This window comes from Tatumella sp. UCD-D_suzukii (assembly GCF_000611875.2).
In the GTDB taxonomy this organism is placed as follows: Bacteria; Pseudomonadota; Gammaproteobacteria; order Enterobacterales; family Enterobacteriaceae; genus Tatumella; species Tatumella ptyseos.
In genome coordinates this window covers 287,329-302,546 of sequence record NZ_JFJX01000049.1, presented here as the reverse complement: position 1 = coordinate 302,546, position 15,218 = coordinate 287,329, and the positions used below count along the sequence as shown (strand labels likewise).

At 54.5% G+C, this 15,218-nt stretch carries 13 protein-coding genes and 1 other RNA gene; 10 read left to right on the top strand and 4 right to left on the bottom strand.

All coding sequences use genetic code 11. The features are described 5' to 3' along the window. Window positions 1-6 precede the first annotated feature (6 nt). Window positions 7-927, bottom strand: a complete 921-nt coding sequence (locus CG67_RS09575) for a LysR family transcriptional regulator ArgP (protein ID WP_025902727.1) — start codon at window positions 925-927, stop codon at window positions 7-9. A gap of 188 nt (window positions 928-1,115) precedes the next feature. Here CG67_RS09575 and rpiA point away from each other — a divergent pair, with 188 nt between their 5' ends. Continuing rightward, complete coding sequence (gene rpiA, locus CG67_RS09570) at window positions 1,116-1,781, top strand: ribose-5-phosphate isomerase RpiA (RefSeq protein WP_025902726.1); 666 nt, start codon at window positions 1,116-1,118, stop codon at window positions 1,779-1,781. A 236-nt stretch (window positions 1,782-2,017) separates the two neighbouring features. Further along, window positions 2,018-3,256 carry a phosphoglycerate dehydrogenase gene (serA, locus tag CG67_RS09565; RefSeq protein ID WP_025902725.1) on the top strand — a complete coding sequence of 413 codons (1,239 nt, stop codon included), beginning with the start codon at window positions 2,018-2,020 and terminating at the stop codon, window positions 3,254-3,256. Between the two features lie 2,541 nt (window positions 3,257-5,797). On the opposite strand, the gene CG67_RS09560 is transcribed toward serA, so the two are convergent. The 3 genes from CG67_RS09560 to zapA form a co-directional block, all read right to left on the bottom strand. Beyond that, window positions 5,798-6,385: a 5-formyltetrahydrofolate cyclo-ligase gene (locus tag CG67_RS09560; RefSeq protein ID WP_025902724.1), complete on the bottom strand. Its 588-nt coding sequence runs from the start codon at window positions 6,383-6,385 to the stop codon at window positions 5,798-5,800. Between the two features lie 119 nt (window positions 6,386-6,504). Further along, window positions 6,505-6,688, bottom strand: a non-coding RNA gene (gene ssrS, locus CG67_RS17475) — 6S RNA. Window positions 6,689-6,727: 39 nt separating this feature from the next. Further along, window positions 6,728-7,057, bottom strand: a complete 330-nt coding sequence (gene zapA, locus CG67_RS09550) for a cell division protein ZapA (RefSeq protein WP_025902723.1) — start codon at window positions 7,055-7,057, stop codon at window positions 6,728-6,730. A gap of 164 nt (window positions 7,058-7,221) precedes the next feature. On the opposite strand from zapA, the gene CG67_RS09545 reads away from it, so the two are divergent. The 8 genes from CG67_RS09545 (at window position 7,222) to gcvH (ending at window position 15,183) form a co-directional block, all read left to right on the top strand. After that, window positions 7,222-7,800, top strand: a complete 579-nt coding sequence (locus CG67_RS09545) for a YecA family protein (RefSeq protein WP_025902722.1) — start codon at window positions 7,222-7,224, stop codon at window positions 7,798-7,800. Between the two features lie 52 nt (window positions 7,801-7,852). Beyond that, the gene (gene pepP, locus CG67_RS09540) at window positions 7,853-9,181 is read left to right on the top strand and encodes a Xaa-Pro aminopeptidase (protein ID WP_025902721.1); all 1,329 of its coding nucleotides are present in this window, start codon (window positions 7,853-7,855) and stop codon (window positions 9,179-9,181) included. Between the two features lie 18 nt (window positions 9,182-9,199). Beyond that, window positions 9,200-10,378 carry a 2-octaprenyl-6-methoxyphenyl hydroxylase gene (ubiH, locus tag CG67_RS09535; protein ID WP_025902720.1) on the top strand — a complete coding sequence of 393 codons (1,179 nt, stop codon included), beginning with the start codon at window positions 9,200-9,202 and terminating at the stop codon, window positions 10,376-10,378. 13 nt (window positions 10,379-10,391) lie between these two features. Then, a complete protein-coding gene (gene ubiI / locus CG67_RS09530; RefSeq protein WP_025902719.1) occupies window positions 10,392-11,600 on the top strand; it encodes an FAD-dependent 2-octaprenylphenol hydroxylase in 1,209 nt (402 codons plus the stop codon). 244 nt (window positions 11,601-11,844) lie between these two features. After that, complete coding sequence (gene pncA, locus CG67_RS09525) at window positions 11,845-12,501, top strand: bifunctional nicotinamidase/pyrazinamidase (RefSeq protein WP_025902718.1); 657 nt, start codon at window positions 11,845-11,847, stop codon at window positions 12,499-12,501. A gap of 128 nt (window positions 12,502-12,629) precedes the next feature. Further along, on the top strand, window positions 12,630-13,070 hold the full coding sequence (locus CG67_RS09520; RefSeq protein WP_025902717.1) for a GNAT family N-acetyltransferase: 441 nt from the start codon (window positions 12,630-12,632) through the stop codon (window positions 13,068-13,070). A 610-nt stretch (window positions 13,071-13,680) separates the two neighbouring features. Further along, window positions 13,681-14,775, top strand: coding sequence for a glycine cleavage system aminomethyltransferase GcvT (gene gcvT / locus CG67_RS09515; protein WP_025902716.1), 1,095 nt, complete (start codon window positions 13,681-13,683; stop codon window positions 14,773-14,775). A 24-nt stretch (window positions 14,776-14,799) separates the two neighbouring features. After that, window positions 14,800-15,183, top strand: a complete 384-nt coding sequence (gene gcvH / locus CG67_RS09510; RefSeq protein ID WP_025902715.1) for a glycine cleavage system protein GcvH — start codon at window positions 14,800-14,802, stop codon at window positions 15,181-15,183. The last annotated feature ends 35 nt before the right edge of the window (window positions 15,184-15,218 follow it).

The following is a 15,218-nucleotide window of genomic DNA, read 5'->3' as shown; positions in this document are numbered from 1 at the left end:
AGGCCTTCAGAACGCACCGGCATCAGCCGGATACTCTCCCTGTCGTAATACCCGGTGCCCGTGTTCCAGCAGGGCATCGGTGACACGACGCATTAAACGACTCTCCGGCGCAAACCGGTGCCAGTACAGCATCCGCCGCTGGTACAGGCCGGGAGTCAGGTCGACCAGTTCCCCTCTCGCCAGTTCGTTGCCAATCTGCAGATGCGGGATCATACAGCAGACAGAACTTTGTCTGGCTAGCTGAACAAAGGCTTCGGAAGAGTTGACGATATGGCAGGGTACACTGCCCGGCGGCAGATCAAAATACTGCTGCAGAAAGGCCTGATGCATATCATCCAGATGGTCAAAGGCGACCGCAGGGGCTTTCAGTAATGCATTCCGTGTCACCCCGTTCGGGAAATAGCGGCTGGCAAATTCGGGGGAGGCGACAAACAGATAATCCAGAGCCCCTAATTGGTCCACGAGGCAACTCGGTAATGCCTGAGGCTGAATACTCACCGCTCCTACAACCTCACCGCGGCGCAGACGTTCCTGTGTCCTGCTTTCATCTTCTACCTGCAGGTTAAGTCGTACCGGTGAGTCGGCCAGCACATCTTTCAGAGCCGGCAGTAACCAGGTTGCCAGGCTGTCGGCGTTAACTGCGATAGACAGCAGTAGCGGTGTACTGCCGCCCGATTCGTCCGCCAGCCACTGCTCTTCCAGCATCTCTACCTGATGCAGTAACGCCAGTAACTTCTGACCCTGCTCGGTGGGGCGGGGAGGAACAGTACGGACCAGCAGGGGCTGACCAAAAAGATTCTCCAGCTGTTTAATACGCTGTGAAACAGCTGACTGGGTAATGCATAACTTTTGTGCAGCGCGTTCAAAACCCCGCTCTCGTATCACTGCATCCAGGGCCTGAAGGGTTCGGTAATCCGGGCGTTTCATGGGTGTTTTCTCTCGGCTGCAGGGAAAACATATCCCCGGTTAAGTTCACTGACGCGCACTAAGATAGTATCTCCGTAATTTTGCTGACGGTTTTATAAAACATGGGAACTTGCCAGCAAGAGTAGGTTTTTTTTCTTTTGCTTGTTTTATACTACGCTGACGAACAGAGCGTACAGGTTTAACATATCATGAGCCGTGATGAATTAAAAAAAGCAGTGGGTCAGGCAGCACTGAAGTATGTCCGTCCCGGAGCGGTAGTAGGTGTGGGTACCGGCAGTACCGTTGCTCATTTTATTGATGCACTAGCCACCATGAAGCATGACATTGAAGGGGCTGTATCCAGTTCTGAAGATTCGACGGCAAAATTGCTGGCCTGCGGTATCCCGGTCATCGACCTGAATAATGTCGATCAGTTATCGGTGTATGTAGATGGTGCAGATGAAATCAACCCGCAAATGCAGATGATTAAAGGTGGCGGCGCTGCGCTCACCCGCGAGAAAATCATCGCCGCGGTGGCAGAGCAGTTTATCTGCATCGCCGATGCCAGCAAACAGGTGGATGTTCTGGGGCATTTCCCATTACCGGTCGAGGTTATTCCGATGGCCAGGGCGTATGTTGCCAGGGAACTGGTGAAAATGGGTGGGTTACCGGAATATCGACAGCATGTGGTAACAGATAACGGGAATATTATTCTTGACGTTTACAACCTCAGCATTGTCAATCCGGCGGAGCTTGAGCGTAAAATCAATGCATTACCGGGTGTAGTGACGGTCGGGCTATTTGCGGCCAGAGGGGCTGATGTTGCGCTGATTGGTACAGAAGATGGTGTGATCACATTGAAGAAAGGCGTCTGAGAGACGTCTTTTTTTTGAGTTTATTTTAGTGATTTATATCACATTTAAAACAGCAGTTGATAAATTCTGCTTTCCTGCAGACGTAATCGTTTTCTTTTTATCGAAATCTGCTGAAACCGTCGTGCGGGCAGCCTGAAACCGGGAGCGGTTTTCTGTTGCCCGTAGCGGAAATTTTGTTATGTTGACAGAAGAAATACTTATATTCGTCTCAATATCGTCAACCATAAGGTCGGGCAATGGCAAAGGTATCACTGGAAAAAGACAAAATTAAGTTTCTGCTGGTGGAAGGTGTTCATCAGACAGCGCTGGATAATCTTCGTGCAGCGGGCTATACCAATATTGAATTTCATAAAGGTGCACTGGATACCGAATCCCTGAAAGAGTCGATTCGCGATGCACACTTTGTCGGGATCCGCTCCCGTACCCACCTGACCGAAGAAGTGTTTGCGGCCGCAGAAAAATTAGTGGCGGTAGGGTGCTTCTGCATCGGGACTAATCAGGTTGACCTTGATGCGGCGGCAAAACGCGGTATCCCGGTCTTCAATGCGCCGTTCTCTAACACCCGCTCTGTTGCTGAACTGGTGATTGGTGAATTGCTGCTGTTGTTACGCGGTATTCCGGAAGCGAATGCCAAGGCACACCGTGGGATCTGGAACAAAAATGCCAAGGGTTCGTTTGAAGCCCGTGGTAAAAAACTGGGTATCATTGGTTACGGCCATATCGGCATGCAGCTGGGTGTGCTGGCTGAAAGCCTGGGGATGCATGTTTTCTTCTACGATGTGGAAGATAAGCTCCCGTTAGGTAATGCGACGCAGGTAAAACATCTGAATGATTTGCTGGGGATGAGCGATGTGGTCACCCTGCATGTGCCGGAAACCCCGAACACACAAAATATGATCGGGGTTGAACAACTGGCGGCAATGAAAAAAGGCGGTCTGCTGATCAATGCCTCCCGCGGAACGGTGATTGATATTCCGGCGCTGTGTGACGCGCTGGCAAGCAAGCATCTGAGTGGTGCTGCTATCGATGTTTATCCGCAGGAACCGGCCAGCAACAGTGATCCTTTTGTCTCGCCACTGTGTGAGTTCGACAATGTTATCCTGACGCCGCATATCGGTGGTTCCACCGAAGAAGCGCAGGAGAATATTGGCGTAGAAGTGTCCGGTAAGCTGATTAAATACTCTGATAACGGTTCAACGTTGTCAGCGGTAAACTTCCCTGAGGTTTCTCTGCCAGGCCATGCCGCCAGCGCCAGCCGTTTGCTGCATATCCATGAGAACCGTCCGGGCGTACTGACGGCCATCAACCAGATTTTTGCCGAGCAGGGCATCAATATTATGGGCCAGTATCTGCAGACCACGCCGTACATGGGTTATGTGGTTATCGATATCGATGCCCCGCAGGACGTCGCCGATAAAGCGCTGCAACTGATGAAAGGTATTCAGGGCACGCTGCGTGCCCGCCTGCTGTACTAAGTTCATCACCAGAGTCTGAAAAGGCGGGGAAACCCGCCTTTTTTGTCGCTGTTGACCCGATATCAGGTGCTGTCATCCGGTATTAACAGATAAATACCGGTAACCGGATTACAGGGGGCAGGGCGATAGTCGGGATATTTTATTATCAGTACGGTGAGTGTTCCGTTTGCTTTGTAATAAGGCTTGCTGCCTGTAATCCGCTGCGGGCGACCGGGCAAAGGGCGCCTGGTCACATTCACTCGTTCAGTGGTGCGATGTCGCGGTAAGACACCGGGTGGGTGGCCCGGAGAAAAACGGGGGATCTTTGTCTCTGGTTTGTGGGTAATAAGTTCGTCCGTTGTTTTTCATCCCAGCACGGTGAATATTCCGTTCGCTTTATAATAAGGCATACTGCCTGTAATCCGCCGTGGGCGACCGGGCAAAGGGCGCATGGCCGCGCCCTCTGCACTCCCGGCCTTGCGACAGGCCTGCCCGCCGCTTCGCGGTGCCTTCACTCATTCATGTGTCCTTTACGGACTGGTCATGATTCGCTCCTGCTCAGCATGACCTCTCGCCGCGTCCCTGCGGCTCGCCCTGGACACATTCCCTCGCTCAGCGGTGCGATGTCGCGGTAAGTCACCGGGTGGGTGGCACGGAGAAAAACGAGAGACTTTTCGTTAGCCGGTTTTCGGGGTTTAAACTCATCTGTTATTTTTATCTCCGTACGGTGAATATTCCGTTCGCTTTGTAATAAGGCTGCTGCCTGCACCCCGCCGTGGGCGACCGGGCAAAGGGCGCATGGCCGCGCCCTCTGCACTCCCGGCCTTGCGACAAGCCTGCCCGCCGCTGCGCGGTACCTTCACTCATTCATGTGTCCTTTACGGACCGGTCATGATTCGCTCCTGCTCAGCATGACCTCTCGCCGCGTCCCTGCGGCTCGTCCTGGACGCATTCATTTGCTCAGCGGTGCGATGTCGCCCGACCACCGGTGCAGACATCACCGGAAAAGCGAATTATGGTTTTGTTTTAAAACCGAAAGACAGTGCCGATGCCCGGATAGAAGGTGTTGAGGCGCTATCCGCAGCGCCGAACGCAGAGTGACGGCCAGGCAGAGCCGGCATGGACGCCGGCGAAAGCACGGCTGAGCCAGGACGGCGAATCCGTGCGGGCCGTCAGGCCGGAGCGATAAGTGAGGGTACAGCGAGGACCTGCGCCGGGCGGGGATTGTTAAGGCCCGCGCCTTCGGGCCTTAACCCGGCCGCTGCCACGCGGCAACTGAAACTACTGTACGTATGACGGGCGGAATCTGCTCAGAGCGGATAACCGGGGAAACCGGATGCGTTTTTTATTATCAGCACGGTGAATATTCCGTTCGCTTTGTAATAAGGCTTGCTGCCTGCATCCCGCTGCGGGCGACCGTGCAAAGGGCGCATGGCCGCGCCCTCTGCACTCCCGGCCTTGCTACAAGCCTGCCCGCCGCTTCGCGGTGCCTTCACTCATTCATGTGTCCTTTACGGACCGGTCATGATTCGCTCCTGCTCAGCATGACCTCTCGCCGCGTCCCTGCGGCTCGTCCTGGCCACATTCACTCGCTCAGCGGTGCGATGTCGCCCGACCACCGGTGCAGACATCACCGGAAAAGCGAATTATGGTTTTGTTTTAAAACCGAAAGACAGTGCCGATGCCCGGATAGAAGGTGTTGAGGCGCTATCCGCAGCGCCGAACGCAGAGTGACGGCCAGGCAGAGCCGGCATGGACGCCGGCGAAAGCACGGCTGAGCCAGGACGGCGAATCCGTGCGGGCCGTCAGGCCGGAGCGATAAGTGAGGGGACAGCGAGGACCTGCGCCGGGCGGGGATTGTTAAGGCCCGCGCCTTCGGGCCTTAACCCGGCCGCTGCCACGCGGCAACTGAAACTACTGTACGTATGACGGGCGGAATCTGCTCAGAGCGGATAACCGGGGAAACCGGATGCGTTTTTTATTATCAGCACGGTGAATATTCCGTTCGCTTTGTAATAAGGCTTGCTGCCTGCATCCCGCTGCGGGCGACCGGGCAAAGGGCGCATGGCCGCGCCCTCTGCACTCCCTGCCTTGCGACAAGCCTGCCCGCCGCTCCGCGGTACCTTCACTCACTCATGTGTCCTTTACGGACCGGTCATGATTCGCTCCTGCTCAGCATGACCTCTCGCCGCGTCCCTGCGGCTCGTCCTGGCCACATTCACTCGCTCAGCGGTGCGATGTCGCCCGACCAACGGTGCAAACATCCGCGGAAAAGCGGATTGTGGTTTTGTTTTAAAACTGAAAGACAGTGGCGAAATCACGGCTGAGCCAGGACGGCGGATCCGGGCGGGCCGTCAGGCCGGAGTGATAAGTGAGGGTGCAGCGAGGACCTGTGCCAGGCGGGGATTGTTAAGGTCCGCGCCTTCGGGTCTTAACCCGGCTGCCACGCGGCAACTGAAACTACTGTGCATATGACGGGCGGAACCGGCGCAGAGCGCAGAGCGGATACACGGGAAACGGATGCATTCTTTATGTCAGCACGGTGAATATTCCGTTCGTGACTTACCACTGCCAGACCTTTTCCGGAGTAATGATCACCGGCAACGGAATATCCCACTGTTCCGTGGGCAGGGCAGGGACCTGCTGGCAGCAATGCGCCAGGCCAGCCGGTAGCACACCATGTTGTTGCCAGTGCTGCAACGTCCGGTCGTAGAAGCCGCCGCCCATCCCCAGCCGTTGTCCCCGGGCATCAAAGGCCACCAGTGGCACCAGAATAATGTCCAGTGTATCCAGCGGGGCCAGTTCCGTCAGGTTCAGTGACGGTTCAGGGATACCGTAGCGATTAGGGTTCAGTGGCGTATCCGGAAGATAACGGATAAACAGCAGCTGCCCTGTCGAAAAAGGATGCAACACCGGCAGATAAACCTGCTGTCCGCGTTGCCATAACCGGGAGATCAGGGGCCGGGTGTCCAGCTCACCGTCGAAAGAAAGAAACAGAGCAACATTCCTCGCCTGTGCTAATAAAGGCAAGGAAAGGGCGCGTTCCGCCACCTGCTGTGCAGCCTGTTGCTGTTGCTGCGGGCTGAGAGCCTGTCGCTGGCGGCGTATCTGTGCACGGATCTGTTGTCGTTCAGACTGAGAATAAGTCACGGCATTTCCGTAAAAAGTAAGGATAACGGATATTCTGACACAGAAGAGGATAATACCGGAAGGCAGAAACGGGATGACTCAGGGAAGAAATGTCCGGAAGGACAGAAACGTACTAAAGGGAGATCTCCGGGATGCCGCTGCAGGCTGTAACCCTTGAACCCTTGGTTCAAGGTGAACATGCCGTCATTATTATCAGGCTTCCCGGACGGACCGGGCATGCACACAAAAAATGAAGCGCCACATTCTGTTGGTATGAAATATCGGCTCAGGGGACTGGCCCGCTCGCAAACATCCCAGAGAAAATTTACTTCATGGAAATTGTAGCACAGGATCCATAAAGTGTTATTCGAATTTCGGTCCCTGATGGTCGGTGATCCGACCCTGCTCAACTAATGCCTGTTCAATAGTCTGTTGCAGCATGCGAATACGTTGTTCCATATTCGATGCATAATCACGGGTTTTGCTTTTTTCCTGCGCCAGTTCATGACAGATGTTTAATGCTGCTATGAACACAAGCTGCTCGGTATTGTTCACCCGGGTGCGGACTTTTAAGTCCTGCAACCGTTGGTCCAGGTCAGCTGCGGCCGCATTCAGCGCTTCCTGCTGTTCCGGCGGACAGTTAACTCTTAATGAACGACCAAAAATTTGTATATCTACTGGTTGCGCAGACATGCCACCTTCCTGACTGATTACATTGCCCGCATCCGAGACGCTTATCGGGGAACGGGGGCCACTATATAGACCTGAATAATAACTTACAACCCCTTTTCTGGAATCCTTCAGGCTGCTAGTGGTAGCATACCATGAACTTAACTTTCCAACATTGATGAATAACTATGTCCTTACAGAACGCACTACCTTCCTATGATGCATTGTCTGCCACACTCTCTTCGCAGGGGGTAGGAATGACCGCGGCAGAAATGCACGGTTTGATCAGTGGTATCATCTGTGGTGGCAATCAGGATCACAGCTGGAAAACCTTAGTCCATGACCTGGCCAATGATGGCCTGGCCTTCTCACAGACGCTCTCTCAGCCGCTGCAGGAAGTGCGCGATGCGGTGTTGCAGACACTGGAAGACGATGGCTTTATGTTCCGCTTACTGATGCCGGAAGACAGCCAGAGTACTGTTTTTGAGCGTGCAGACGCGCTGGCAGGCTGGGTAAACCACTTCCTGCTCGGCCTGGGAGTTACCCAACCGAAACTGGATAAAGTGACCGGTGAAGCCGGCGAAGCTATCGACGACCTGCGAACTATCGCTCAGTTAGGCTACGATGAAGACGAAGACCAGGAAGAACTGGAACAGTCCCTGGAAGAAGTGCTCGAATATGTCCGTGTCGCGGCGGTACTGTGCTATGAAACGTTTAATCGCCCGCAGCCGACGGCGGTAGAAGTTAAGAAACCAACATTGCATTAATTTATCTTTATCTCCCGGCCGTAACGGGCCGGGCTAACAGGGAGCACTGATGATGATCACTCTGGAAAATTACCAACGGCGCCGCCAGGCACTCCTGGCTAAAATGGTCCCGGGCAGTGCTGCATTATTCTTTGCCGCCCCGGAAGTCACCCGCAGCCGTGACACCGAATATCCTTTTCGCCAGAACAGCGATTTCTGGTATTTCACCGGTTTTAATGAGCCTCAGGCGCTCCTGTTACTGATAAAAAGTGATGAAAAACATAATCACAGCGTTTTGTTTAACCGGGTGCGGGATGTTACCGCAGAGATCTGGTCGGGCCGCCGTCTGGGCCAGGACGCGGCTCCGCAAAAACTCGGTGTGGACAAAGCGCTGCCCTGGGAGGACCTGGACGATCAGCTCTATCAGCTGCTCAATGGGCTGGATGTGGTTTACTTTGCGCAGGGCGATGATGACGTTGCCGACAGCAAAGTGTTTGCTGCTCTCAATAAACTGCGTCAGGGGAGTCGCCAGAATCTTCGTGCGCCAGCTACACTGACCGACTGGCGTCCTCTGGTGCATGAAATGCGTCTGTTCAAAGATGACGAAGAGATAGCGATCCTGCGCCAGACCGGGAAAATCAGTGCGCTGGCCCATCAGCGTGCGATGGAAGTCTGCCGCCCCGGAATGTACGAATATCAGCTGGAAGGTGAGATCCATCATGAATTCAGCCGTCATGGTTCGCGGTTTCCTTCTTATGGCACCATCGTAGGTGGCGGGGAAAACGGCTGCATTCTGCATTACACCGAAAATGAATGTGAATTACGCGACGGTGATCTGGTTCTGATTGATGCCGGTTGTGAGCTTTACGGCTATGCCGGCGACATTACGCGCACTTTTCCTGTGAACGGACGCTTTACTCCGGCTCAGCGTGAAATCTATGACATCGTGCTGGAGTCACTGGAAAAAGCATTATCCCTCTACCGTCCCGGTGTCAGTATCCGTGAGGTGAATGACGAAGTGGTCCGTATTATGGTGACCGGGCTGGTACGGGTTGGGGTAATGAAGGGAGACATCGAGACCCTTATCGCTGAAAATGCTCACCGACAGTTCTATATGCATGGTCTGGGTCACTGGATGGGACTGGATGTGCATGATGTGGGCGATTACGGGTCTCCGGCACGGGAACGTCTGCTGGAGCCGGGCATGGTATTAACCGTGGAGCCGGGGCTGTATATTGCGCCTGATGCGGATGTCCCGCCACAATACCGCGGGATAGGTATCCGTATTGAAGACGATATCCTGATCACTGAGCAAGGTCATGAAAATCTGACCGATACTGTAGTAAAAAATGCAGATGATATTGAAGCACTGATGGCAGAAGCCAGACAGTCACGCCGCTAACAGGTGAAACAGCGCAGCATGAGCATGATTATCGCAGGGGGAGGGATGGCTGGCGCAACGCTTGCGCTGGCGGTCTCGCACCTCACGCAGGGAAAACTCCCTGTGACTCTGATTGAAGCAACCACGCCCGGCGAACGCGGGCATCCCGGTTTTGATGGCAGGGCGATTGCTCTGGCAGCGGGAACCTGCCAGCAACTTGAACAGATTGGGATCTGGTCACATCTTGCCGGCTGTGCAACGCCGATCACCGACATCCATGTCAGTGATCGTGGTTTTCCGGGCCATGTCGGCATCCGTCATGATGAATACGGGCTGCCGGCGCTGGGCAATGTGGTCGAACTGCATGATGCCGGACAGCAGCTGTTTTCACGGCTTAAGCATGCGCCCGGTGTGACCGTAATTTGTCCTGCACGGGCAGAGAGTGTGTCACGGACTGCAGAGCAGGTCACGGTTACGCTGGATAATGGCGAACAACACCAGGCGAAGTTGCTGGTGGTGGCCAATGGCTCCGGGTCTTCACTGGCGGCGGGATGTGGAGTGCGCTGGCAGCAGGAGGATTATCAGCAGATGGCTGTGATAGCCAATGTCAGAACCAGCGAGTTGCCCGCCGGCAGAGCCTATGAGCGGTTTACGCCTCACGGTCCGCTGGCACTGTTACCGATGTCCGGCGATCGCTACTCTCTGGTCTGGTGTCATCCGGCAGAGATGCGCGCACAGGTGGAGGCCTGGAGTGAACAGCAATTCCTGGATGAACTGCAAAAGGCATTTGGCTGGCGGCAGGGGCGTTTTATACGCTGCGGTAAACGTGACTATTATCCGCTGGTATTGCAGCAGGCGCAGGAGGTCACCCGCCATCGTCTGGTCGTTGCCGGAAATGCGGCCCAGACCCTGCATCCTATTGCGGGGCAGGGATTTAATCTCGGCTTGCGGGACGTGATGACACTGGCCGAAACGGTCGCCCGGGCCAGTGCCGCCGGGGAGGATATCGGTGATTATGCGACGCTGCAGCGCTATCGGGAGCGGCGTGAACCCGACCGGCAGAAAACCATCGCTATCACCGATGGTCTGGTACGGCTTTTTTCTAACCGGAATCTGCCATTAGTTGCGGGTCGTAATATTGGCTTAACTGTCATGGATAAAATGCCGTGGCTTAAACATCAGCTGGCCGGGCGTACCCTGGGCTGGGTGAAACGTTAATGAGAGAGTACTGATGCAGAGCTTTGATGTTGTCATCGCCGGTGGCGGAATGGTTGGTCTGGCGGTTGCCTGCGGTTTGGAAGGCAGTGGCCTGAAAGTTGCGGTACTGGAAAAGTCCCCGCATACCCCGCCGGATCTGCAGGCAGCCCCGTCGGTTCGTGTATCGGCGATTAATCGTGCCAGCGAACGTCTGCTCAGCCACCTCGGTGTCTGGCAGGATATTCTGGCGATGCGCGCCAGTGCTTATCACGGTATGGAAGTCTGGGAAAAAGACAGTTTTGGTCATATCCGCTTTGACGATCAGCATCAGGGGATGACCAGTCTGGGCTATATTGTTGAAAATCAGGTACTGCGCGAAGCCTTATGGCAGCGGGCCAGCCGCTGCAGTGATGTGACACTGATTGCTCCGGCACAGCTTCAACAGGTTGCTTTTGGTGATAACGAAGCTTTCGTCACCCTGGAAGACGGCTCTATGCTGACGGCACGGTTGCTGGTCGCGGCGGACGGGGCGGATTCCTGGCTGCGAAAAAAAGCGGATATTCCGCTGATGTTCAGGGATTACCAGCACCACGCTCTGGTGGCCAATATCCGTACGGAGCAGCCTCATGATGCTGTCGCACGACAGATTTTTTATGGTGAAGGCATTCTGGCTTTTCTGCCGCTTTCTGACCCGCATCTGAGTTCCATTGTCTGGTCCTGCGAACCGCAACAGGCTGAGCGACTGAGCGGGATGTCTGAAGACCAGTTTAATCAGCAACTGTCTGTCGCTTTTGATATGAAACTCGGGTTATGCCGTGCTGAAAGTGAACGTAAAACCTTCCCGCTGATGGCCCGTTATGCCCGGCAGTTTGCTGCACACCGGCTGGCGCTGGTCGGCGATGCTGCCCATACTATCCATCCGCTGGCAGGGCAGGGGGTGAACCTCGGCTTTATGGATGCTGCAGAGCTTATCGGTGAAATCTGTCGCCTGCAGCAGCAGGGGAAAGATATTGGTCAGTATCTCTACCTTCGTCGTTATGAGCGCAGTCGCAAGCACAGTGCGGCGATGATGCTGGCTTCGATGCAGGGCTTTCGTGAACTGTTTGCCGGCAGCAACCCCGCGCTCAAATTAATGCGCGATATCGGGCTGAAAATGGCTGATACCTTACCGGGGGTTAAGCCAAAATTGCTGCAGCAGGCAATGGGCCTGCATGACTTACCGGAGTGGTTAAAAAACAGCTAAACAGGCTGTCATGGCCCGCCGCCAGGCGGGCCTGAGCGCAACCCTTCCTTCCGGCCCCCTCTTTAAATGTCTGTCCTGCGCGAAAATCAGCTAAACAGCGGGCTTTCTGCCACAGTGATCGGATGGACGCGTATTACGCCGGTTATGGCTGTCGCGTTCGGGCAAGGACTCTGTTTATACTGGCTTTCTGACACTGGTCCTGACGTGGCCAGCAGCCTTGCAGTGAATTGACGGAGATAACGTTATGCCTTTATCAGAACCCTCAGTGCCTGACCGGCACAGGGCGTTAATTGTCGTAGATGTGCAGAATTGTTTTGTGACCGGCGGGAGTCTGGCGGTTCCCGGCGGCGAAATGATTATTCCGCGGGTCAACCAGCTGGCCCGGTGTTTCAGTAACGTTGTGCTGACCCAGGACTGGCATCCTCATAACCATCTGTCGTTTGCCGAAAATCATCCCGGTAAACAGCCCGGCGATATCATCGAAACCCGTTACGGTCCTCAGCATCTGTGGCCGGTGCATGCGGTATGGGAAAGTGAAGGGGCCATGCTTCACCGCCAGCTGGACATTCCGCACGCACAACTGATTATCCGCAAAGGTTACCATCAGGATATCGACAGTTACTCAGCCTTTACCGAAGCCGACCGGCAGACAACGACCGGACTGGCCGCCTGGCTGCAGGCCCGTGAGATCAGTCACGTTTATATTGTTGGTCTGGCGACCGACTTCTGTGTGGCAATGACCGCCATTGATGCACGGCTGGCAGGGTTCACTACCACGGTTATCGAAGATGCCTGCAAGGGGATTAATTTTCAGGGCTCCCTGGCTGCCGCAAAGGCCGATATGCTGGACCATGGCGTCATACTGACGGATTCGTCTGAACTACTGGCCGCAGCCTTATAAACGGCAGTCTTTATTTACTTGTCCAATGATCTGCATAAAGCGGAAGTATATTTACCGCCCGGAAGCCGATATAAAAGTGGCAGTCCGGTGATTATCCTGACTCATTACAGGAAGAAAGAGGGAGCAGAATGACGGTTCATGTACGCGAGGTTCAGGCTGAGGATCACGAAGCCTGGATGACACTGTGGAAGCAATATCTGGCATTCGCCGGAAGTGACCTTGATATGTCGGTGACGTTATCGACCTGGAAAAGAGCGCTGTCGTCAGACTCGCCCCTGATGTGCAGGGTGGCGGAGACAGATAAAAAGATTATCGGGTTCGCTATCTTTGTTTTGCATGAAGGGGCCTGGTATACGCAGCCCTTGTGTTATCTGGAAGATCTCTTTGTGGACGATACCATGCGGGGGCTGGGTGCGGGTAAAGCGCTGATCGAAGCTATCCGTGACGAAGCGAAAGAGAAATCCTGGGCGAAAGTTTACTGGATAACCCGTGGGTCGAATCCGGCGAGAAAGCTCTACGACAGGCTGGCTAATCTGGAAGATTTTGTTCGTTACAGTATCAGGCCGTGAACTGCACATTGCAAAGCGGCGTGCTGACCAGGGCCGTTTTCTGACAGAAGCACTCCGGACAGTTAACTGTCCGGCCTGTGACGCCCTTGCTCCTCTGGTCAGGCTAAGCCCTTATAAAGGGAAAGTGAGGGCTCATTGATAGCCGAAGTACCGTTTCAAAATATTTTCTGCGCTTCACCGCAGCTTATTCCCTGCGATTAAGCGCCCTGCCGGTCAGGTGCCAGGCCATAGGTCGCGCTGCACCACTTTAGAACGTCATTTGATTTATTCTAATTTGACGACTCTCTTTGCCATACTTTTTCTAATCCGTAAGAGAAATGCAGTCATTAATTTGTCACCCGTATTCGCCGGTAAGTTACCTTTAAATTCTGCCCGAAGGAGCAGTTACCGGTGAAATGTTCATATTTCCGTCTGTTAACTGGTGTTTTTTACTGCAGTCCGCTATGCACTATCAGGGTGCATGGCGGTTTTTTGCCATTATTTTGCTTATGGTGAAGTGCCGCATTCAATGGTAAGTTTTTGGCAGGGTAACGTTTGCGCCCGGGTTTTTAAGCCTTAAAGGCGTAAACCACCACCGGTAAACCTCTCACTTTTCGACAGGACGACGGTTATGACTCAGCACACCCCCTTATATGAACAGCATCAGGCTTGTGGTGCCAGGATGGTTGATTTCCATGGCTGGATGATGCCCCTGCATTATGGCTCGCAGATTGATGAACATCTGGCGGTGCGGAATGATGCCGGAATGTTTGATGTCTCTCATATGACCATTGTGGACCTGCACGGTGCACGTACCCGCGAGTTTCTTCGCTATCTGCTGGCCAATGATGTCGCACGACTGACACAGCCCGGAAAAGCACTCTATACCGCCATGCTGAATGCCTCCGGCGGCGTGATTGATGATTTGATCGTTTACTTTATGACAGAGGATCACTTCCGGCTGGTGGTCAATTCCGCGACCCGCGAAAAAGATCTTGCCTGGATAAGCTCCCATGCCACGCCTTTTGGTGTCACCTTGCAGGAACGCAGTGAACTGGCATTACTTGCCATTCAGGGCCCCCATGCTCAGCAGAAAGTACAAAGCCTGCTGACAGAGCGCCAGCGGCAGGACGCGAGAGGGCTGGCACCGTTCTTCGGTGTGCAGAGCGGAGAGTTATTTATTGCCACCACCGGTTATACCGGTGAGTCAGGTTACGAGATAGCGCTGCCGGCGGAGCAGGCACCTGCCCTGTGGCAGCGTTTACGGGAAGCCGGTGTCAGCCCTGCCGGGCTGGGCGCCCGTGACACGCTGAGGCTGGAAGCCGGGATGAATCTCTACGGACAGGAAATGGATGAGGGCGTGTCGCCGCTGGCTGCCAATATGGGCTGGACCATTGTCTGGCAGCCGGAAGAACGACAGTTTATCGGCCGTGAAGCCCTTGAAGCTCAGCGTCAGCAGGGCACCGAAAAGCTGGTGGGTCTGGTGCTGAAAGAAAAAGGCGTTCTGCGTAATGCACAACCGGTGCTGTTTACGGATACCGAAGGGGTCCGGCAGCAGGGCATTATTACCAGCGGTTCGTTTTCACCAACCCTGGGCGTCAGCATTGCCCTTGCCCGGGTACCGGCTTCCATCGGCGACAGTGCCGTGGTACAGATAAGACAGCGCGAAATGCCGGTCACCGTTTGCAAACCGGTGTTCGTTCGTGCTGGTAAACCTTTGGTATAACAATAATTTCAGGAGATAACCCGAATGAGCAATGTTCCGGCTGAATTAAAATACCGTGAGAGTCATGAATGGGTGCGTCAGGAAGCTGACGGCAGCGTTACTGTCGGGATCACCGAACATGCGCAGGAATTGCTGGGCGATATGGTGTTTGTTGACCTGCCGGATGTCGGCGCTCAGGTCACCCGGGGAGAAGATTGTGCGGTAGCGGAGTCCGTAAAGGCCGCTTCTGATATTTATGCACCGCTCAGCGGTGAAGTGATTGCGGTCAATGATGCGCTGGGTGAGCACCCGGAGCTGGTGAACAGCGCGCCCTATGCGGGTGGCTGGCTGTTTAAACTGAAACCTGCCGGCGACAGCCAGCAGGGACTGCTGGATGCGGATGCCTATCTCGCATCTATCGGCGAATAAACGCCCTCCCGTTACCGGCAGAAGGCTGCCGGTAT